This is a genomic window from Geobacillus sp. CCR (assembly GCF_052906625.1).
Window position 1 is genome coordinate 16,853 of record NZ_JBREBQ010000031.1, and the last position, 20,966, is coordinate 37,818.

Sequence of the window (20,966 nt, forward strand, 5' to 3'; positions counted from 1 at the left end):
TCGGCCGGCCGGTCAGATATTTTGGGTTTCTCGCTGCGTCGCTTGTCGGTAGGCGGCTTGCAGCGCCTTCGTCACCGCCCCTGGCGCGCCGCTTCGGATCACCGTTTCGTCGACTTGAATAATCGGGATAATCGCTGACGTCGTGCTCGTTAAAAACAGTTCGTCCGCCTCCGCAAGGTCGTTGGTGGAAAACGCTTCTTCGACAAATGGAATGCCAAGCTCAGCGCAAAACTGCTTCACTTTCGTGCGGACGATGCCGTTTAAAATCCGTGCGGTGGCCGGATGGGTGTACACCGTTTCATTTTTGACAAGGAAAATGTTTGACGAGCTGCCTTCGGTTACGACGCCGTCGCGATGCAAAATCGCTTCAAACGCTCCGCGCTCAACCGCTTCTTGTTTAGCCAATACGTTGGGCAATAAGTTCAAGCTTTTAATGTAACAGTATTCCCAGCGGACATCTTTCGTCAAAATCGTGCGCACCCCATGTGTCATTTCCTCGGTTTTCCGCGCCATCGGCCGGATGTAGGCGTACAAGTTCGGCCGGTTTTCCGCCGGAAACGCATGGTTGCGCGGGAAGCTGCCGCGCGTCATTTGCAAATACAAAATCGCATCTTCCTGCACATCGTTGAGGCGGCGAAGCTCCTCAAGCTGTTCGATGAGCTCTTCGCAGCCAAACGGAACGGATAGGCGAATGGCGGCCGCTGAACGGTACAGCCGGTCAAGATGCTCGCGAAGCCAAACGTATATCCCGTTATATAAGCGGACGACTTCGTAGACGCCATCACCGAATTGCAAGCCGCGCTCTTCCATCGGGTACGTGACTTGTTCATAACGGAAAATGCCGCGGTCGGTTAATACATACGGTTTCACTGACATGGACGTGCACTCCTTTTCTGTTGCCATCAATCATGAATCAGTTTGATTATATCATAGATTGGCCTCTTTCTGCGTTTGTCTCGTGTTTGGCGTGAGCGGAAACAATGAATGGACGTTCGGGTTGCGAAACGAAAGGAATTTTTAGACAATAAAGTTATCAATCTAGTCAAATGGAGGGGATGAATGGATGGAAACGACATGGGCAGCCGGCAAGATGGCGCCGTTTCGCCAAGGGGTGCAAGCAGGAGTAGCGATCGCCATCGGCTATATGCCGATCGCGCTGGCGTTTGGGCTGCTCGCCAAAACAACCGGACTGACGTTCGCCGAGACTGTGCTCATGAGCATCGTCGTCTTCGCCGGCGCCTCGCAATATATCGCGTTAAGTCTGCTTACCGCTGGCACTGGGGTGTTTGAAATCGTGTTGACGACATTCATATTAAACATTCGCCATTTTTTAATGTCGGCGTCCCTTAATGAAAAGGCTGAGCCGGACGCGCTTTGGAAAAAAGCGTTGTACGCCTTTGGCATTACAGATGAAACGTTTTCGGTGGCGGCGATGAAAGAAGGAACGATCAACGCCTCGTATATGTTTGGGCTCATTGCCATGGCGTATGGCAGTTGGGTCGTCAACTCGGGCATTGGTTATGCCGCTGGGGCCGGTTTGCCGGAAAGTTTGCAAGAAAGTATGTCCATTGCCTTGTATGCCATGTTTATCGGCCTGCTCGTTCCAGCGTTGAAAAAGCAGCGGAAAATCGTCTGGCTGGCGGGGCTGTCGGCTTTATTCAACTCGATCGGCACGTTTGCTCTTCACTTGTCGAAAGGCTGGTCGATCGTTTTGGCTACATTGTTGTCGGCCATCATCGTTCAATGGCTGACGAAGGAAGGGGGAAACGGCGGTGAATAGCACAATCGTATGGATGATCATCGGCATGGGGGTCGTGACGTATTTGCCGCGCCTGTTGCCGTTTGTGTTGCTCGGCGGCGTCGAGCTGCCGTCGTTTTGGCAAGGAGTGCTGAAAAATGTGCCGTATGCGGTGCTCGGGGCGCTCATTATTCCTGACGTTTTTTTCATCCAAGATGATTTTTGGTTCGGTGTCATCGGTTTTGCGGCGGCCGTCATCACAGCTTGGCTTGGGGCCAACGTCATGATCGTCGTGCTTGCGGCGGTTGCAGCGCTCAGCCTGTATTCGTTATTTGTTTAAAAAGGGAAGCGGACATCGCTTCCTCTTTTCCTTTTGCGACAGGTATGCAAACTTGCTGCATGGTTATGACAATTCCTCCATAATCGCCTCGTATACCTCATCGACATGAAATCGAGATGTCCCCATGCCGATTTGTTTGACGACACGACCGTTGCGGCCAAGCAAGTAGGCGAGCGTCGTGTGTACGATCATGCCGTTGCCCGGGTCGCGGTATTGAAAGTGGAAGGCGTCCGCTACTTTTTTCGTGTCCGCTTCACTGCCGCGCAAAAACACCCAACCTTGTCCGTCGCTCATGACTCCAAACGCATTGGCATATGTCTGCAGCTTTTCATTCGTATCGCGCGCCGGGTCGATCGTGATCGTGATGAATTCCACCTTGCTTCCAAATACCCCGGCTTGTTTTAGGCGATCGCGCAGTTTTGCCATTTGCGCTGTCGTATTCGGACAAACATCCGGACAGTTTGTATAAATAAACTCGACAAGCCTCACTTTCGGCGGAAGGTCGCCAAACTCGTATGATTTTCCCCATGCTGTTTCCATCGTCACGTCATTTGGAAGCCGCATCGTTGATGGCTGGTAGACAGCAAAGTACAGGATGCCGACGCTGATGCCGATGATGACAAGAGAGGCAGCTAACGTATACCATTTTTTCACCATTCATCACTCCTCAATATGATCATATCAAAAAAATTAGCGAAAAAATCGCGATGTTTATGAACAATATGCGACTATTTTCCTAATTAAAAAAAGTTTCAAAAAAAGGCTTGCACTTTCGTTTTTCTGTTATATAATAAAAACGTAAATAAAAACAATGTAATATAACAAAGAGAGATGGGGGAAGGAAAAATGGCGTCATTTGCTGAACGTGTCCGGCAATTAGAAGAAAGTTGGAAAAATGAGGAGCGCTGGAAAGGGATCGTTCGTCCGTACAGCGCTGAGGATGTCATTAAACTGCGCGGCTCGCTTGACATCGAGTATACGCTCGCTCGACGTGGGGCGGAAAAATTATGGAAGCTGCTTCATACAGAGGATTACGTCGCGGCCCTTGGCGCGCTGACCGGAAATCAGGCGGTGCAGCAAGTGAAAGCAGGCTTGAAGGCGATTTATTTAAGCGGCTGGCAAGTGGCGGCCGACGCCAACCTCGCCGGACAGATGTATCCGGACCAAAGCCTGTATCCGTCCAACAGCGTTCCGCATGTCGTCAAGCGAATCAATCAAGCGTTGCAGCGCGCGGATCAAATTCAATACTTAGAAGGCAGCGGGGACGTGGACTACTTTGTGCCGATCGTCGCTGACGCTGAGGCGGGGTTCGGAGGCCAACTGAACGTCTTTGAGCTCATGAAGGCAATGATTGAAGCCGGAGCGGCTGGCGTCCATTTTGAAGACCAGCTGTCATCGGAGAAAAAATGCGGCCATTTAGGCGGCAAAGTGCTTTTGCCGACGCAAACGGCGATTCGCAACTTGATTGCGGCGCGGTTGGCCGCCGATGTCATGGGGGTTCCGACGGTGCTCATCGCACGCACTGACGCGAACGCTGCTGACTTGATCACAAGCGACATCGACCCGCGCGATCAAGCGTTTATCACTGGAGAACGGACACCGGAAGGCTTCTATCGCACAAGAGCCGGTTTGGATCAAGCGATCGCCCGCGGGCTTGCCTATGCGCCGTATGCCGACCTCATTTGGTGTGAGACGAGCGAGCCGAATTTGGATGAGGCGCGCCGGTTTGCCGAAGCGATTCATGAAAAATTCCCAGGCAAGCTGCTGGCGTACAACTGCTCGCCGTCGTTCAACTGGAAGAAAAAATTGGACGACGAAACGATCGCCAAATTCCAGCAAGAGCTCGGCAAAATGGGATACAAGTTCCAATTTGTCACTTTGGCTGGCTTCCATGCGCTCAATTACAGCATGTTCGAACTGGCGCGCGGCTACAAAGAACGCGGCATGGCGGCGTACGCCGAGCTGCAGCAAGCGGAATTTGCCGCCGAGAAGTACGGATACACGGCGACGCGCCATCAGCGCGAAGTCGGCACGGGCTATTTCGACGAAGTCGCCCAAGTGATCTCCGGCGGCCAATCGTCAACAGTCGCTTTGAAAGGATCGACCGAAGAAGAACAGTTTACAGCCATCTAATGCCGATCACCAGCAAAGAGACGCCCGGCTTGGCCGGGCGTTTTTTGTTTGAGACGAAGAGCCTCCTTGCTTCCATCGCATAATAAGGAAAAAAATGACGCATCCTATGGAGTACAAGGAGGCGATGTAATGGAAAAGAATCAAGGCGATCTGCCGGAGCTGATGCCTGCCGAGTTTCGCGTCAGTACGGATCTTCATGTTGAGCAATGGTCGATGAATGAAGAGACGTATGCTGGCGACTCGGTCGGCGAGCATACCGCGTTGGAACAGGCGAATGAATATTTAGCGTCCAAAGAAATCGGCCAAACGTTCGAAAACTCCTAGAACACCCATGACGATTGTCATGGGTTTTTTTATTAGATTTTTTGCAAAATATAGAAAAAAATAACTACTGATGGTATGATAGGAGTAGTGAGCGAGTTGATTAAGGGAGGAGACGAACGGATGAAAGTCAATGAATTCATTGTATTGGAACAATTCATCGTAAGCCGTTATACGATGGCGGTTCTCCCATACTTTTTAAACAGCGATGTGTATGCGAAAGTCATTGAAGAGGACGGCGAATATATCATCAAACAAACGCCGATTGACATTATTAAACATAGTTGCGATTACTACGGAAGCAGCTTTCAAGGAAGGAAAGAAGGAACGAAAGCCGTCATTGGCATCACTCATAAAGCGCCGATCGCCATTGAACCGTCCAATGAAATTTACGTATTTCCAACCGCCTCTCCGCGTGACTCCCGCTGCGTTTGGCTCTCGCACATGCACGTCTATCGGTATGAGCCTGCCAAATATGAGCGGACCATCGTTTATTTCCGCAACGGAAAAAGCATATCCCTCGATGTTTCCTGCAAATCGTTCATCAACCAGTTATACCGAACGGCTCAACTTCGAACGAAATTATCCGAGCGGATGGAAGCGAGGGAGCGCAAACTCCAATACATATTTCGCATGCAGCAAGAAAAACAGAGTTAGCTGAACAAATTGATAAAAATGGTTTTTCCTAAAGATGAGTTCAAATTAGGCGCCTGGACGTGTAAAATAAAGATATAAACGGCATTTGAATGGGGAATAGACATGGATATGGAAACAATCAAACAATGGTTCACGCTCGACAGCATCCTTTCCCTGCTCGAACAATACCGCTCTTTCGGCGTGCTTCCCGGCATCGCAGCGACGTTGCTTGAGTCGTTTTTTCCCATTTTGCCCATGTTCGTCTTCGTGATGGCGAACGCAGCGGCGTTTGGACTATGGAAAGGGTTTCTGATCTCTTGGCTAGGCGCTTCACTTGGCTCGCTCATCGTGTTTTGGCTGACGCGGAAAGTGGGGCAGAAGCGTTTTTTTCACTTTGTCCGCCGCCACCCGAAAGTGCGGCAGTTTATGCATTGGATTGAGCGACACGGATTTGGTCCGCTGTTTTTGTTGTATTGCTTTCCGTTCACCCCATCGGCGCTTGTCAATATTGTTGCCGGACTGTCGCGCATCAGCCGCCAGCAGTTTGTATTGGCGGTGCTGCTAGGAAAGATGATCATGGTGTTTACCATCAGTTTTATCGGCTATGACTTGAAGGCGCTCATCCGTCAGCCGCTGCGCACGGCGATGATCGCCGCAGTCGTTCTGTTGCTTTGGTACGCCGGAAAACGGGTGGAAGCGCGATTTTCGTTGACGGAAGAACAAGGCGGCGAGGAGGGCGGGGAGTGACGAAGCAAAAAGAAAAACGAGGCCGCCGATGGCCATGGTTTGTTGCCGTTTGCGTTGTCGCCACGCTTCGGTTGTTCGTGTTCAGCAATTACGTGGTGGAAGGAAAATCGATGATGCCGACGCTAGAGAGCGGCAATTTGTTGATCGTCAATAAGCTTTCCTACGACATCGGGCCTATTCGCCGGTTCGACATTATCGTTTTTCACGCCAACAAAAAGGAAGATTACGTCAAGCGGGTTATCGGCCTGCCTGGCGATCGGATCGCGTACAAAAATGACATCTTGTATGTCAACGGAAAAAAAGTTGACGAACCGTATTTGCGCCCGTATAAACAAAAGCTGCTTGACGGCAGGCTGACCGGGGATTTTACGCTTGAGGAGGTGACCGGGAAAACACGGGTGCCTCCCGGCTGCATTTTCGTTCTTGGCGACAACCGGCTTAGCAGCTGGGACAGCCGCCATTTTGGATTTGTCAAAATCAACCAAATTGTCGGCAAGGTGGACTTTCGCTACTGGCCGTTTAAACAGTTCGCCTTTCAGTTTTAACCTTAATCTCGAAAGGAGTCTTCCGCTTCTATAACGAAGTGAAGCGAGGTTGTTCAGTCGTCCGACAGTCGCTGACATGTCGGCTGGCTCTACAAAAAGAAACAAACGTTAACGTTTCAGATTGCCTCTATATAACCCGCAGCCGAAGGGCGTTTTTTCTTCCCAAAAGCGAACATACGTGCTAAAATAAAACAAATAAAGGAAACGAATGGTGGTGGATACAATGTCGCTGCGGTTTTTGCTCGGACGGTCAGGAAGTGGGAAAACGGCTGTCTGCCTCGAAGAAATTCGCCGCCAGTTGCAAGAGGATCCAAAAGGAAGGGCGATCGTCTATCTCGTTCCGGAGCAAATGACATTTCAATGCGAATACGCGTTGATACATACCGAGGGAGTGGGCGGGATGATTCGCGCCCAAGTGTTCAGCTTCACCCGTCTCGCTTGGCGCGTGTTGCAGGAAACAGGCGGCATGACCCGGTACCATATTCATGATGTTGGTGTGCAGATGATGATCCGCAAAATTATTGAGCAACGCAAACAAGAGCTGAAACTGTTTGGCCGCGCGGCGGACAAACATGGGTTTATCGAGCAGCTGAACGAAATGATCACCGAATGCAAACGGTATTGCCTGACGCCGGGCGAACTCCGCCGACATGCCAAGGCGTTCGAGGATGGGCCAAGCCAGCCGGGCCGCCGCTTGCTCGCTGACAAGTTGAGCGATGTCGCGCTTGTGTATGAGGAACTTGAGCGGAGTCTTATCGGCCACTATCTTGATTCGGAAGATTATTTGCGCTTGCTCGCTGAGCATATTCCGCGCTCAAGTTATTTGCGGGATGCCGATATTTACATCGACGGCTTTCATCATTTTGCGCCGCAAGAATATATGATCATCGAACAGCTTCTTCGCCATTGCCGGCGCGTCACCGTTTGTTTGACGATCGACCGCCCGTATGACGACGGAATGCCGGACGAACTTCATCTCTTTTATTTGCCGGCGCAAACGTACCGCCAGCTGAGGGAGTTGGCGCTAAGCAATGACATTGCGATCGAAGAGCCGATCGTGCTTTCGGCCAACCGACGCCATGAAGACAGGGCGCTCGTTCATCTTGAGGCGCAATTTCACCGACGCCCGTTGCTTCCATATGGTGCAAAGACCGATGCCGTCCATCTTTATGAGGCGTCCAATCGCCGAGCGGAAATCGAAGCGGTCGCACGCGAAATCATCCGCCTTGTCCGCGATGAAGGGGCGCGCTATCGCGACATTGCGCTGATCATCCGCCAGACGGAGGCGTACCGCGATCTGGTGAAAACGGTGTTTTTTGATTTTGGGATCCCGTATTTTATGGATGAAAAAGAACCGATGCACCACCACCCGCTCATTGAACTCGTGCGCGCTGCCTTAGAGACGGTCGTGACGCGTTGGCGATATGAAGCGGTGTTTCGGGCGGTGAAAACGGATTTGCTTTTTCCAACGGACGGCGATCTGCACATGTGGCGCGAGGCGGCCGACAAGCTCGAAAACTATGTGCTTGCTTACGGAATCAAAGGGGATAAGTGGACAAACAATGAGCGCTGGGCGTATCGGCGCTATCAGGCGCTTGACGGTTTGAACGTACCACAAACGGACGAAGAGCGGCAGTTTGAGGACATGCTCAATGAATGGCGCGAGGCGTTGGCCGCTCCGCTTCGCCGGTTGGAGCGCCGTCTGCGCCGGGCGGAGGACGGACGCGGGTTTTGTATGGCATTATATCTGTTTTTGGAAGAATTGCAGATTCCAAAAAAACTAGAGAAAATGAGCGCACAAGCGGAAGCGGACGGCCGCCTCGTTGAAGCGCGCCAGCATGAACAGGCGTGGAACGCCGTCGTCGATTTGCTTGACCAATATGTAGAAATGCTCGGGACAGAATCACTGCCGCTCGCTGAGTTTGTCAAGATTATCGAGGCTGGGCTCGATCGGTTGGAGTTCTCCCTTGTGCCGCCGGCGATGGACCAGGTGATCGTCGCTCAGCTTGATCGCTCTCGTTTAATTGACATCAAGTATGCGTTCGTCATCGGCGCCAACGATGGCGTTATTCCAGCAAAAGTGAAGGAAGACGGGCTGATGGCGGAAGTGGAGCGCGAGCAGCTGCGTGAGTTGGGAGTGGCGCTCGCCCCAGGGGGGCGGGAGCAGCTGTTTTATGACCCGTTTTTTGTCTACTTGGCACTTGTTTGTCCGAGCCGGCGGCTGTATGTTACATATCCGCTTGCTGATGGGGAAGGGAAAGCGTTGATGCCGTCGCCGCTCATCAAGCAGCTTACGGAACTGTTTCCGCATGCGCCGGTGCATCTGTGCGGCAACGACCCGTTCGACGCCCCGGCAGAAAAAGCAGAGGCGTTCGTGACCGCGCCGCGGGCGACGCAAACGTATTTGATCAGCCAGCTCCGAGCGTGGAAGCGCAACTACGGCATCGATCCGCTTTGGTGGGATGTGTATAACACGTTCATCGGCCATCGGGACTGGAAGGAGCAGGTGCGGCATGCCGTCTCCGCGCTCTTTTATACAAACGGAGCGACGCCGCTCAAAAAACAGTGGAGCCAGCGGCTGTACGGCAAAAAAATTCAGGCGAGCGTCTCGCGCATGGAGCAGTTTCAAAAATGCCCGTACGCCCATTTCGCATCGCACGGGCTGCGGTTGAAAGAGCGCAACGTTTTCCGACTTGAGGCGCCGGATGTTGGGCAATTGTTCCATGCCGCCATCAAGCAAATCGCCGACCGGCTGCGCGAACAGCATCTTGATTGGCGCGAACTGTCAAGACCAGACTGTGAACGGCTGTCGGCCGAAGCGGTCGAGCGAATCGCCCCGCTCATCCAGCAGCAAGTGCTCTCAAGCTCTCATCGCTATGAATATATGAAACGAAAATTGAAACACGTCGTTGCCCGTACAACCCATGTGTTAAGTGAGCATGCGCGGGCGAGCGGTTTCGTTCCGATCGGACTTGAGCTGTCATTCGGCCCCAATGGCGACCTGCCGCCGCTTCGGTTTCGACTGCCCGACGGAACAGTGATGGAGCTTGTTGGGCGGATCGACCGCGTCGATAAGGCGGAAAGCAGCCAAGGAGTGCTTCTTCGCATTATCGATTACAAATCGAGCGCGAAAACGCTCGATTTGACGGAAGTATATTACGGCTTGGCGCTGCAAATGCTCACCTACCTGGACATCGTGCTGACGTATGCCGAACAGCTCGTCGGACAGCCGGCCTTGCCAGCCGGGGTGCTTTATTTTCACATCCACAATCCGATCGTTCAAGCGAAGCAATGGGTGGATGATGAGGTGGAAATGGCGAAAAAGTTGCTTGAACCGTTTCGGATGCGCGGGCTGTTGCTCGCTGACGTCGAGGCGATCCGGTTGATGGACGGCCGAACGGAAGACGGACAATGGTCGCTGATTGTGCCCGCTCAGCTTACGAAAAGCGGGTCGATCCATTCGCGTTCGTCGGTGGCGAGTCCATCCGACTTTGCCGCGCTCCGCCAGCATGTCCGCCGTTTGTTCATCGACATCGGCGGGCAAATCGCCGACGGCGTCGTGTCGATCGCCCCGTACAAGTTGAAAGATAAAACAGCGTGCGAGTTTTGCGTTTTCAAACCGGTCTGCCAATTTGATGAGGCACTCTCCGGCAACGAATACCGGAAGCTTGCCCCGCAAACGAAGGAAGCGGTCATCGAAAAACTAGCGGAAGGGAAGGAAGGATAAATGAACGCCACGATTCGCCCGAAGCCGGCTGGGAGCCGATGGACGGATGAACAATGGAAGGCGATCGCCGCGGGCGGCCGAGACATTCTTGTCGCCGCGGCGGCCGGATCCGGGAAAACGGCCGTTCTTGTCGAGCGGATCATTCAAAAAGTGACGGCGGAAGAAGGAGCGGTCGATATCGATCGGCTGCTTGTCGTTACCTTTACCAATGCGGCAGCCGCGGAGATGAAAGCAAGAATCGGCGAGGCGCTCGAGCGGGAATTGGCCAAGCGTCCGCATTCGCTCCATTTGCGACGTCAACTCAGCCTGCTTCCCCGCGCCGCGATCTCGACGCTCCATTCCTTTTGCTTGGATGTCATTCGCAAATATTACTATTTGCTTGATTTGGATCCGTCGTTTCGCATCGCGGATGAAACGGAAATCGAGCTGTTGAAAGAGGATGTCCTTGAAGAGCTGCTTGAGGAGGAATATGGAAAGCCGGACAACGAGCGGTTTTTCGCTGTCGTGGATGCCTATACGGGCGACCGGAGCGATGCGGAGCTGCAGGAGATGATTGTCGCCCTTTATGAATTTTCCCGCTCCCATCCGGAACCAGATGAATGGTTGGCCGGTTTGACCTCGATGTATGATGTCGATGAACGAACAGATATAAAGACGCTGCCAGCAGCCCGCTATATCGCGCAACATGCTGCGATGGAGCTGGCGGCGGCCAGACGGCTGATCCGAAGGGCGCTTGAGCTTGCTGAAGAGCCGGGCGGACCGCGTCCGTACGCGGAGCGGCTGCGCGAAGATCGAGATATGATCGCTGATTTGGAAACGCGTCTTTCTGGACCGTGGGCCGAGCTGCATCGCGCGCTAAAGGCGCTGTCGTTTGGGCGGCTGCCGGCCTGCCGCGGCAAGGACTATGACGAGCGGCTGATCGACGAAGCCAAATCGCTGCGTGATCAGGCGAAAAAGAAAGTGGAGGCGCTGCGCGACAATGTGTTTTCGCTCGATCCATCCGTTTGGCTCCGCCATATGCGGGAAATGAAGCCGATCGTTGAAACGATCGCTAACCTTGTCCGCCGTTTTGCCGTCATGTTCCAAGCGGTGAAACGGGAAAAAGGAATCGTTGATTTTTCTGACTTGGAACATTATTGTTTGCATATTTTGCGGCGGCGCGATCCGGAAACGGGCGAATGGCAGCCTTCCCCCGCCGCCTTGGAATACCAGGCGCAGTTTGATGAAGTGCTTGTTGACGAGTATCAAGATACGAACCTCGTTCAAGAAGCGATTTTGCAGCTGGTGAAAAAAGGGAGCGAACGAACAGGCAATTTGTTTATGGTCGGCGACGTGAAACAGTCGATTTACCGATTCCGCCTTGCCGAGCCGATGCTGTTTTTGGACAAATACAAACGATTCACCGCAGACGGGGAAGAAGGGGGGATGAAAATCGATCTTGCGAGCAACTTCCGCAGCCGCCGCGAAGTGCTTGACGGGACGAATTTTCTGTTTGCGCAACTCATGGGGGAAACCGTCGGCGAAATGGTTTACGACGAAGCGGCGCAGTTGAAATACGGCGCTGATTACCCGGAAGGGGAGGATGCGGCGCCGGAAGTTATGATCATCAACCGGCAGCGTGCGGCGGAAGAGGACGAAGAGGAAGCGGCTGAATGGGAAGCGGCGGAGCTCGAGGCGCGGCTGATGGCGAAAAAAATCAAAGAGATCGTTTCCGCTCCGTTTTATGTATACGATCGTCCGAGCGGGCAGCCGCGGCGCGCCATGTACCGTGACATCGTCATCCTTGTCCGCTCGATGACGCATGCGCCGCAGATGATCGAGCAGCTGCAGGCGCAAGGCATCCCGGCGGCCGCGGATTTGTCATCCGGCTATTTTCAGGCGACGGAAATTTCGATCATGCTCTCACTGTTAAAAGTGATCGACAACCCGTACCAAGACATTCCGCTCGCCGCGGTGCTCCGGTCGCCGCTCTTTCGTTTTGACGAGAATGAGCTCGCCATGATTCGCCTCGCCGATCCAAAAGGCACGTTTTATGAAGCGCTCTGTTCGTTTCGGCAAAAGCCGGCGGAAACGGAAGAGGAGGCCAACGCCCAAAGGAAAGCGGCGGCTTTCTTAGAGCGGCTCGAGGGCTGGCGTACGATGGCGCGCCGCCGCTCATTAGCTGATCTCATTTGGCTGCTGTACCGCGATACGCAATTTTACGATTTTGTCGGCGCACTGCCGGGCGGCAGGCAACGGCAGGCGAACTTGCGCGCTTTGTACGACCGCGCGCGGCAGTACGAGTCGACGTCGTTTCGCGGCTTGTTTCGCTTTCTTCGCTTCATCGAGCGGCTGCAAGAGCGCGGCGACGATTTAGGGGCGGCCCGGCCGCTCGGCGAGCAGGAAGACGTCGTGCGCATCATGACGATTCACAGCAGCAAAGGATTGGAATTTCCGATCGTGTTTCTCGCCGGGCTTGCGCGTTCGTTTCATACGCGCGATTTGCATCACCCGTATTTGCTTGATAAAGAGCTGGGTTTTGCCGCCCGCTTTGTCCACCCGCGGCTGCGCATCAGTTATCCCACGCTGCCGCTGTTGGCCATCCAAACGAAAAAGCGGCTTGAACTGCTCGCTGAGGAGATGCGCATTTTGTATGTCGCGCTCACAAGGGCAAAAGAGAAGCTGTATTTGTTGGCGTCGGTCAACGATGCGGCCAAGGAGATTGAAAAATGGAAAAGCGCTGCTTCGGAACGCGGCTGGCTTCTCCCCGACGATGTGCGGGCTTCGGCCCGCTCCTACTTGGATTGGATCGGCCGGGCGCTCATCCGTCATCGTGATGGGGGGGCGCTTGCGGGAATGAAGGCGCCTGAAGAGGTCGCCTCCCACCCGTCTGTATGGCGTGTCTCCATCGTGCCGGCCGCCGATTTGCGCGGCGCAGAGGCTGCGAGGGAGGAGATGGATGGCGGCGTGCTTCTTGCCCTCGAACAAGGACGACCCGTTCCCGTAGAAGGAGGGTGGCGGAAGGAGGTCAAACGCCGCTTGTTGTGGCGGTATTCGTATGAGAAAGAAACGGCCGTGCGCGCCAAGCAATCGGTGTCAGAACTGAAAGAACATCGCGTGCTCTTTGGCGAGCAAGCGGACGAATGGCGGCCGCGACAAGGGACGGCTCCGGTGTTTTCTCGACCGCGTTTCATGCAGGAGAAAACATTGACGCCGGCCGAAAAAGGGACGGCGCTCCATATCGTCATGCGCCATCTTGATTTGCAGGCGCCGCTTGATGAATCGTCGATCCGCAGTCAGATCGTCCGCCTTGTCGAAAAAGAGCTGCTGTCGGCAGAACAAGCAGAGGTGGTCGATCCAGCGGCCATCGCTGCCTTTTTCACTGCAGATCTTGGCCGCCGCCTTTGCGCCGCCCGCGAAGTGCACCGTGAAGTGCCGTTCAGCTTGGGGCTTAAAGCGGCTGAACTGTACGGCGGCGAAGGGACGGAAAGCGGCCGGCGCGTCCTCGTGCAAGGGGTGATCGACTGCGTGTTTGTCGACGAATGCGGCTATGTGATGATTGACTATAAAACGGATGAAGTCGTCCACCGTTTTGCTGGGCAAAAGGAAGAAGCGGCTCGTTTTCTGCTCGGCCGCTACGGGACGCAAATGCGCTTGTACCGGCGGGCCATCGAGCAAATTTGGCGTGCGCCGGTGGCGGAATGCTATTTGTATTCGTTTGACGGCGGGTTTGTTGTGGCTGTTGAGTGATGCAAGGGGGGAAAGAGAGAATGCGGATTTTGCATACCGCGGACTGGCATTTTGGGAGAACGCTCGAGGGGCGGAGTCGGATGGCCGAGCAAGAGGCATTTGTTGATGAGCTTGTGGAGATTGTCAAGAAAGAACAAATCGACATCATCCTTGTGGCCGGCGACGTATTCGACTCCGTCAATCCGCCGGCGGCTGCGGAACAACTGTTTTATGAAAGCCTCGCCCGCCTGTCCGACAAAGGACGCCGCCCGGTGGCAGTCATCAGCGGCAACCACGACCACCCCGACCGGATCAGCGCTGCCCGGACGTTGATGTGTGCGCACAACATTTTTCTTTTCGGCCGCCCGCAAGCGGCTGTTTGCCGGATTGACGTTCCATCGTGCGGCGAAACGATGATGCTTGCTCCGTTGGCCTATCCGTCCGAATCGCGCCTCGCCGAGCTGTTGTCATCCGACTGTAAGGAGACGACGATGCGCGATCGGTACGATGACCGCATCCGCGCCCTATTAGCGGCGATGGCCGCCTCGTTCACGGCGGAGACCGTCAATATCGCGATGAGCCATCTTTACGTTGCTGGCGGACGTACGTCCGATTCCGAGCGGCCGATTGAAGTCGGCGGCGCTTATACGGTGGCGGCTGAGAGCCTGCCGAAAGCCGCGCAATATGTGGCGCTTGGCCATCTGCACCGGCCGCAGGATGTCAAGCAGGCAAAGACGGCCGCGCGCTATTCCGGCTCGCCGTTGGCGTACAGCTTTTCCGAAGCCGGTCAAGCCAAATCGGTCACGGTCGTTGACGTGCATCCAGGCGGGGCGGCCAAGGTGGCGGAGATACCGCTCGCTGCTGGCAAACCGCTCATCCGTTGGAAGGCGACAGAGGGGCTCGCTCAAGTATACCGCTGGTGTGAGGAAGGAAGAGACCGATCAAGCTGGATCGATTTGGAGATCCATGTGACCGAGTCGTTGACAATGGAAGAAATTGATCGGCTGCGTAAGCTTCATCCCGGATTTGTCCACATTCGCCCGGTGTTTCCCAATCGGGTGGAAGAGATGATGGAAATGAGCCGCGAGCCGCTTTCACTTGAAGAAATGTTTCACCGCTTTTACGAACGTCAGACTGGGGGACAAACGCCGGATGAAGAGCTTGTCCGCCTCTTTTTGGAGCTGGCGGCGGAAGAAGAGAAGGAAGGGGAGGGAGAATGAAGCCGATCTCGCTGACGATCGCCGGGCTTCATAGCTTTCGTGAAAAGCAGACGATTGATTTCACCGCACTGTGTGAGGGCGGTGTGTTCGGCATTTTCGGGCCGACTGGAAGCGGCAAATCAACGATTTTAGACGCCATGACGCTCGCCTTGTTCGGCAGCGTCGAGCGGGCGGCCAACCGCACGCAGGCGATCATCAACCACGCGGAGCAAGAGTTGTTTGTCTCGTTTACGTTTGAGCTGGAAAATGCGGCAGGAGCGAAACGGTATACAGTCGAACGAAGCTTAAAAAAAGTGGACGAATGGCGGACGCGCAGCGCCGTTTGCCGCCTGATCGAGCATCGGTCCGAGCCGGTCGTGCTCGCCGATAAACTATCGGAGGTGGACAAGGCGATCGAGCAATTGCTCGGCTTGACGATGGAGGATTTCACCCGGGCGGTCGTCTTGCCGCAAGGAAAATTTGCCGAGTTTTTATCGCTCAAAGGGTCGGAGCGGCGGCAAATGCTGCAGCGCCTCTTCCATCTTGAGCGGTATGGCGATCAGTTGAATAAAAAGTTGAAAGACCGGCTTGCCGCCGCTGAGCAAGAATGGGAAAAAATCGAAGCGGAAAAAGCGGGGCTCGGCGATGCTTCAAAAGCAGCGCTCGAGCAGGCAGAGGCGGATGTGCGGGAGCTCGCGGGGCTGTTTGCCAAGCGAAAAAAAGAGCTTGAGGAAGTCGAAGCAGATGTGGAACGAACAAAACAACGATGGGCGTGGCAGCAAGAAAAAGAAGCGGTCGAACAAGAGCTCGCCGCGCTGCGCCAACATGAATCCGTCATCCGCGAGCTTGAGGCGAAAAAGGAGCGCGCCGAGCAAGCAGAGCGCATATGGCCGTATTGGGAGCAGTGCGAGCAGGCATGTCGCTTGCGGGCAGAGGCGTTTCGTCGGTATGAAGGACTGGCGCGTCGGTTAGAGGAAGCCCAATTGAGCTATGAAGAAGCGGCGCGGCGTTATGAACGGGCGCGCCAAGAAAAGGCGCAGCGCGAACCGGAATTGCTCGTCCAGATGGAACGGTTGCGGCAGGCGGCGCAGCTTGAGCAGCAAATGGAAGTGCTTGGACAGGAGCTCGCAGCTCTTAGTGAAGAGAGGAAGCGACTCATTGCCCAGGAGAAGGCAGCTGCACGCCGGTTTGAAGAGGCGTCGGTCTGGTATGAGCGCGGCGCGAAGCGGCAGCAGGAGTTGAAAGAAGAACTGAAACAGCATGAAGAGGCGCTGGATGGAAAAGATGAGGCAGAGCGGGCGTACAGGCAGAAGCAGCATATTGAGCAAGCGGCGTCAGCCATCGCTCGCGTCGATGCCCAACTTCAGCAAAAGGAGGCCGTTTGGCGTCGGGCGAAAGAGGAAAAGTTGGAGCGGGAACGCCGATCAGCCGCTGTCGGCTCCCGGCTTCAAGAGCTGTTCCGGCGTGTGGAGCGGACGTATCGTTTCGTCTGCTGGCGGCAGCAGGATGCTGAAAAACAATTGTATACTTTGCAGAAAACCATGGAGGCGGAGCGACAGCGAGCCGAAGAAGCGCGGACGGCGCAACTCGCCTCCGCCTTGGCTGAGCGGCTCCGTCCCGGCGAGCCGTGTCCAGTGTGCGGATCGCGCGAGCATCCGCATCCGGCCGCCGCACCGCACGATGTCCAACTTGAGCGTCTGTCCGAGCTTGAGGCAGAGCGGCAGCGGTATGAACAAGATTGGCAAACGATCATTTCGTTCAAGGCGCAGCTCGAGCAGCTTGCCGAGCTGGCGGTAGGCCATGAAGCGCCGCTTGTGTTTGCCGAAAGCCGCTCGGTGGAGGAGGCCGTCGACCTCACTGTGGAAGTGCGGGCGCTTGCGCAAGATGTCATTGAATTGAAAGAAGCGGTCTACCGGGTGCTTGCCCAATGGAATGAAGCCGAGTCAGCGCGGCGCGAAGCGGAGAAAGCGTGCCAATGGATAGCGGCGGACATCGAAGCGCTGCAAGTTGAAAAGCAGCGGCTGGAGGAAGAGCGGCGGCAACTTGAACAGCAATGGCGGCAGATGTATCCTTTCCTTTCGCTTGAGACGATCGATGCGGTGTATGAACAGCTGCGTGAACGGGAAAACGTGCGGCGCGACGTGCAAAAACGGCTGGAGGACAGCGTGCTGTTTTTAGAGGAAAAACAGAGGGCGAAAGAGGAAGCGGCCAAAGAGCGGAGCCGGCTTGAGACGGAGCGGGTGCGTCTTGACTCGCTGATTAGCGCCAAACAGCAGCAATGGAACGAATATGAGCGGCAACGGGGCGAGAAGGCGGGGGAAGGTCCTGCGGCCGTGCAGCTTCAGAAGGCGGAGGCCGAATGGCGCCAGCTGCAAAACGGCGAGCAACAGGCGTATGAGGCTTGGCAGCGAGCCCAGCGGGAATATCAAATGCTTGAAAGCGAAACAAAAGCAGCCAAGCAGGCGTGGGAAGAAGGCGTCCGCCGCGAAGAAGAGGCGCTCGCTCGCTGGCGCGGCGCGCTTTTGGACACCATGTTTGCCGATGTCGAACAAGTCAAGCAAGCGAAGGCGGAAAAAGCGCAGCGAGATGAATGGGATGAGGCAATCCGCCGCTATTGGCGCCAAATCGAGCAAGCCGAACATCGCCTCGCCCAGCTGGCCGCCGCCATCGGGGGGGCGGCGGTGAGCGCTGAACAATGGGAGACGATGCAGCGTGTATACGCCGAGTTGAAGGAGCAAGTGGAGGCGATGACGCAGCAGCTTGGGGCAGCTCAAGCGAAGGTAGAAGAGTTGAGAAAAAAACATAGCCGCTTTGTTGAACTGGAGGAGAAGCAGGCGGAGCTCAGCCGGCGCATCGAGCGGTATAAACAGCTGCAGGCGCTGCTTCGCGGCAACAGCTTTGTCGAATTTATGGCTGAAGAGCAGCTCGAGCAAGTAACCGCCATGGCTTCGGAACGGCTGCAGCGGCTGACACGGCACCGGTATTCGCTCGAATTGGATTCGCAAGGCGGGTTTCTGATCCGCGATGATGCCAATGGCGGCGTCAGACGGCCGGTATCGACGCTCTCGGGTGGGGAGACATTTTTGACGTCACTGTCGTTGGCGTTGGCGTTATCGGCGCAAATTCAGCTGCGCGGCGAGTATCCGCTCCGCTTTTTCTTCTTGGACGAAGGGTTTGGCACCCTCGACGCTGAGCTGCTTGAGACGGTCATTTCCGCCTTGGAAAAGCTACATACCGAGCAACTAGCGGTCGGCGTCATCAGTCATGTTCAAGAAATTCGCAACCGTCTGCCGCGACGGCTCATCGTCGAACCGGCTGAACCGTCCGGACGTGGCACGCGCGTCTGGCTGGAAATGATTTGACACTCCGCACGCCTAAAGGCGTGGGATTCTTGGGTCGCTCACGTCCTCATCCATTTCTGGTTCGGACAACGCCCAAGTTCAGGGGTGTGTCATCACCCCATCCCATCGGGTTAGGATGTACCCCCATGGGCGGCGCACCTGTGACCAGTGCGCTAGGTTAGACGGCGAAGCCCGAAATCGCTTTGGCGATGTTGATGGCGCCATTCAAGTCGGCGTGGAGAGTGTATCCACACCTTTGGCATCGAAAGCGGATGCCGTTTCGGTTCGCTTTCTCTCGATAACCACATTTACACGTTTGGCTCGTGTAGGTTGGATTCACCCACTCAACGCGAATGCCCGCCATTTCCGCCTTATAGGCAATCATCGTTTGCAGTTGATGAAACGCCCAAGCATGAAGGCTTCGCCCCGCTTCTTTGGCCGATGTTGCCCGCTTGCGAATCCCCGTCAACTCTTCCATTCGAATCACGCCAACACCGTTGGCGAGCGCAAAATTCACGATTTGACGGCTGATTTTGTGATTTTGATCCTTCATCCAGCGGGACTCTTTACGGCCGATTTTGCGAATCATATGGAGCTTCTTGGCTTTTCCTAATCTCCTTCGCAAAGCCGCATATCGTCGGCGTACAAAGGCGCATTGGTTCCCTTTGAAAAACCACGATTTCGTTCCCACGCTGGCCACAGCGATATAGCGAAGCCCAACGTCAACGCCCATCACCTTTGTTTCGTGCCGCGGCTTCACGTCAAAGGTGATCGCGATCGCCAAGTACCATTTCTTTCTCTTTTTGTAGAGCTTGGCTGCCCCTTGTTTAGCGGTTCCATCGAGCAGCCGATTCAGCCATGCTTCTTGATAGGGGCGCGTGACGACCGGCACGCCAATTCGCTTCTCCAGTGTGGGGAAGGAAACCGTGTAGAACTCTCCTTTCTTTTCCACCTTCACGTTTTGATTGTTAAAGCAACACCATAATGTTTGAAACTTCTTTGTTTTCTGGTTTTTCTTTTGGGACTTCACTTCTCGAATCGTCTGATTCACGACAGCGGAAGGAAACCGCTGCGACGAAAACTCTTTAAATAGTTTGCTCGTCGCTTGATTCAGCTCGGGATGATTCAACAGCCAATTGGCAAACGCGGTATTCACTTCTGTCATCCGTTCATACATGCCCTGTTTCACTTTCGTTGGGTTGTGCAGCTCCAGCCTTAGTGTGATGGTCGGCATGGATTCACCTCCTTGCGACGATTACATGATACCGCTTTTTTCATCATCATTCAATAATATGAAGAAAACGGCTCGCTTTCATCCCACCCCTCAAGGAGCGGGCTTTCTCGCTCGCTGATCTGTAAATGGATAGCTCGTTGAGCTGAACGGGCTCTTGGGAAATAATGGAGGGAGGCGGTCGCAAAAGGTTGGTTTCCTTTCGATCAAGCACAATGTATGGTTTTTTAGATAGAGGTAAATAAGCAAAGGTGTCCGGATCCTTTTGGGACACCTTCTCTTTTTGGTTTCGGCAGCGTTCGGCTGATAAGGTTGATGTTGGCAAGTGAAAGGTGAGGGGATTCGTTTTCTGCAACGTTCAGTTGTTGGCGGCCACGTTTTGGTCGGATACATCTGGATCAAACGCGTTTGTAAAGCTGATCGCGTTGTTCGTCATCACAAAATCGCCGGTGTTGAACCCGCCGGATCCGGCTTGCGTTTTCGTGGCGACTTTCGGCGCGATGTACAGACAGTCGCCCATTTGGACGACAGCTCCGCTGCTGACGTTGTTGATTTTAATTGGGCCGACAAACGAAGGCATTATAAATCCCTCCCTCTTGTTGGCGCGCTCGACTCAGAGCCGGCCAGCTGGCGGATATGTTTAATTCTTGCCTCTGCCTCCGCTGTCGAGGTCGAGCCGATATGGACGATGGCGGACGAAGAAATGGCGAGCACGCGCACAGACTGAACGGAAATGACCGGGGACTCATGGAGCGTTTGGCGTGCGGCTGCCGGCGGTGGAGAAATCCAGCGCGGGATCGGCTTCGCAAAAACAGGGAATATTTGTTCTCCTTCTGGGCCAAAAAACAGTTCATATTGCCGCTGAACGGCAAAGGCGCGCGTGCGGGCGGAAATTCGCTCTGAGTCGCCGATTTGCAGTACGGAGCCAATGATCAGCGTTTCCGCATGAAATGCCTGCACTACTGACGTTCGTTTCACGGCGTATCCCCTCGGGCCGGCACAAGCGGGACGAACGGGCCGATGATAAGTGATTCAGGCGGTGTGTCAAACGCTGATGACAAGTGAATCGCATCGGCGTCGCCGATTAAAAACAGCGAGGCGCTGGCGACGGCCACGAGGCGGATGTCGCCAACATGCAGATGACGATTGATCACTGTATAATTCACGTCTATCCCTCCCTCTAGAAATGTTGATTTATCAAGGCTTTTCGGCCCCTCAGGGGTGTCCAAAAAATATTTTTCGACAAAATCCCTTACATCCTTTTTCAGTTTTGTGGATATCTTACAGACCTAGGGTGCGC

17 protein-coding genes are annotated in these 20,966 nt (G+C 54.6%); 11 read left to right on the plus strand and 6 right to left on the minus strand.

What is annotated here, in order from left to right; translation table 11 throughout:
• Positions 1 to 12: 12 nt before the first annotated feature.
• Positions 13 to 876: a D-amino-acid transaminase gene (dat, locus tag ACVBDQ_RS14150; protein ID WP_429894236.1), complete on the minus strand. Its 864-nt coding sequence runs from the start codon at positions 874 to 876 to the stop codon at positions 13 to 15.
• Between the two features lie 187 nt (positions 877 to 1,063).
• Here dat and ACVBDQ_RS14155 point away from each other — a divergent pair, with 187 nt between their 5' ends.
• Both ACVBDQ_RS14155 and ACVBDQ_RS14160 read left to right on the plus strand, forming a co-directional pair.
• Complete coding sequence (locus ACVBDQ_RS14155; protein ID WP_014195014.1) at positions 1,064 to 1,780, plus strand: AzlC family ABC transporter permease; 717 nt, start codon at positions 1,064 to 1,066, stop codon at positions 1,778 to 1,780.
• Positions 1,773 to 2,078 (plus strand): AzlD domain-containing protein, encoded by a 306-nt coding sequence (locus ACVBDQ_RS14160; protein WP_011230177.1) that lies wholly within the window; start codon positions 1,773 to 1,775, stop codon positions 2,076 to 2,078. The genes ACVBDQ_RS14155 and ACVBDQ_RS14160 overlap by 8 nt, the downstream gene beginning before the upstream one ends.
• Before the next feature lie 63 nt (positions 2,079 to 2,141).
• Here the strand turns inward: ACVBDQ_RS14160 and ACVBDQ_RS14165 are convergent, their stop codons facing one another.
• Positions 2,142 to 2,732, minus strand: coding sequence for an SCO family protein (locus tag ACVBDQ_RS14165; RefSeq protein WP_011230178.1), 591 nt, complete (start codon positions 2,730 to 2,732; stop codon positions 2,142 to 2,144).
• Positions 2,733 to 2,924: 192 nt separating this feature from the next.
• On the opposite strand from ACVBDQ_RS14165, the gene aceA reads away from it, so the two are divergent.
• The 9 genes from aceA to ACVBDQ_RS14210 all read left to right on the plus strand — a co-directional run bounded on the left by aceA (position 2,925) and on the right by ACVBDQ_RS14210 (position 18,456).
• Positions 2,925 to 4,211, plus strand: coding sequence for an isocitrate lyase (gene aceA / locus ACVBDQ_RS14170; RefSeq protein ID WP_011230179.1), 1,287 nt, complete (start codon positions 2,925 to 2,927; stop codon positions 4,209 to 4,211).
• Positions 4,212 to 4,340: 129 nt separating this feature from the next.
• Positions 4,341 to 4,535 carry a hypothetical protein gene (locus ACVBDQ_RS14175; protein WP_011230180.1) on the plus strand — a complete coding sequence of 65 codons (195 nt, stop codon included), beginning with the start codon at positions 4,341 to 4,343 and terminating at the stop codon, positions 4,533 to 4,535.
• A 120-nt stretch (positions 4,536 to 4,655) separates the two neighbouring features.
• Complete coding sequence (locus ACVBDQ_RS14180; protein WP_014195018.1) at positions 4,656 to 5,189, plus strand: competence protein ComK; 534 nt, start codon at positions 4,656 to 4,658, stop codon at positions 5,187 to 5,189.
• Positions 5,190 to 5,291: 102 nt separating this feature from the next.
• Complete coding sequence (locus tag ACVBDQ_RS14185) at positions 5,292 to 5,915, plus strand: TVP38/TMEM64 family protein (protein ID WP_013146210.1); 624 nt, start codon at positions 5,292 to 5,294, stop codon at positions 5,913 to 5,915.
• Positions 5,912 to 6,460, plus strand: coding sequence for a signal peptidase I (gene lepB, locus ACVBDQ_RS14190; RefSeq protein ID WP_011230183.1), 549 nt, complete (start codon positions 5,912 to 5,914; stop codon positions 6,458 to 6,460). The genes ACVBDQ_RS14185 and lepB overlap by 4 nt, the downstream gene beginning before the upstream one ends.
• A gap of 223 nt (positions 6,461 to 6,683) precedes the next feature.
• On the plus strand, positions 6,684 to 10,187 hold the full coding sequence (gene addB / locus ACVBDQ_RS14195) for a helicase-exonuclease AddAB subunit AddB (protein WP_286365221.1): 3,504 nt from the start codon (positions 6,684 to 6,686) through the stop codon (positions 10,185 to 10,187).
• Positions 10,188 to 13,916, plus strand: a complete 3,729-nt coding sequence (gene addA / locus ACVBDQ_RS14200) for a helicase-exonuclease AddAB subunit AddA (protein ID WP_119877622.1) — start codon at positions 10,188 to 10,190, stop codon at positions 13,914 to 13,916.
• 20 nt (positions 13,917 to 13,936) lie between these two features.
• The gene (locus tag ACVBDQ_RS14205) at positions 13,937 to 15,115 is read left to right on the plus strand and encodes an exonuclease SbcCD subunit D (protein ID WP_021322517.1); all 1,179 of its coding nucleotides are present in this window, start codon (positions 13,937 to 13,939) and stop codon (positions 15,113 to 15,115) included.
• A complete protein-coding gene (locus ACVBDQ_RS14210) occupies positions 15,112 to 18,456 on the plus strand; it encodes an SMC family ATPase (protein WP_318549191.1) in 3,345 nt (1,114 codons plus the stop codon). The genes ACVBDQ_RS14205 and ACVBDQ_RS14210 overlap by 4 nt, the downstream gene beginning before the upstream one ends.
• A gap of 157 nt (positions 18,457 to 18,613) precedes the next feature.
• Here ACVBDQ_RS14210 and ACVBDQ_RS14215 read toward each other — a convergent pair whose 3' ends face one another.
• The 4 genes from ACVBDQ_RS14215 to ACVBDQ_RS14230 form a co-directional block, all read right to left on the minus strand.
• Positions 18,614 to 19,669 carry a transposase gene (locus tag ACVBDQ_RS14215; RefSeq protein ID WP_318549189.1) on the minus strand — a complete coding sequence of 352 codons (1,056 nt, stop codon included), beginning with the start codon at positions 19,667 to 19,669 and terminating at the stop codon, positions 18,614 to 18,616.
• A 355-nt stretch (positions 19,670 to 20,024) separates the two neighbouring features.
• A complete protein-coding gene (locus ACVBDQ_RS14220; RefSeq protein WP_011230188.1) occupies positions 20,025 to 20,246 on the minus strand; it encodes a spore germination protein in 222 nt (73 codons plus the stop codon).
• On the minus strand, positions 20,246 to 20,644 hold the full coding sequence (locus ACVBDQ_RS14225) for a spore germination protein GerPE (RefSeq protein WP_015374056.1): 399 nt from the start codon (positions 20,642 to 20,644) through the stop codon (positions 20,246 to 20,248). The genes ACVBDQ_RS14220 and ACVBDQ_RS14225 overlap by 1 nt, the downstream gene beginning before the upstream one ends.
• Positions 20,641 to 20,832: a hypothetical protein gene (locus ACVBDQ_RS14230; RefSeq protein WP_013146202.1), complete on the minus strand. Its 192-nt coding sequence runs from the start codon at positions 20,830 to 20,832 to the stop codon at positions 20,641 to 20,643. The genes ACVBDQ_RS14225 and ACVBDQ_RS14230 overlap by 4 nt, the downstream gene beginning before the upstream one ends.
• Between the last annotated feature and the right edge of the window lie 134 nt (positions 20,833 to 20,966).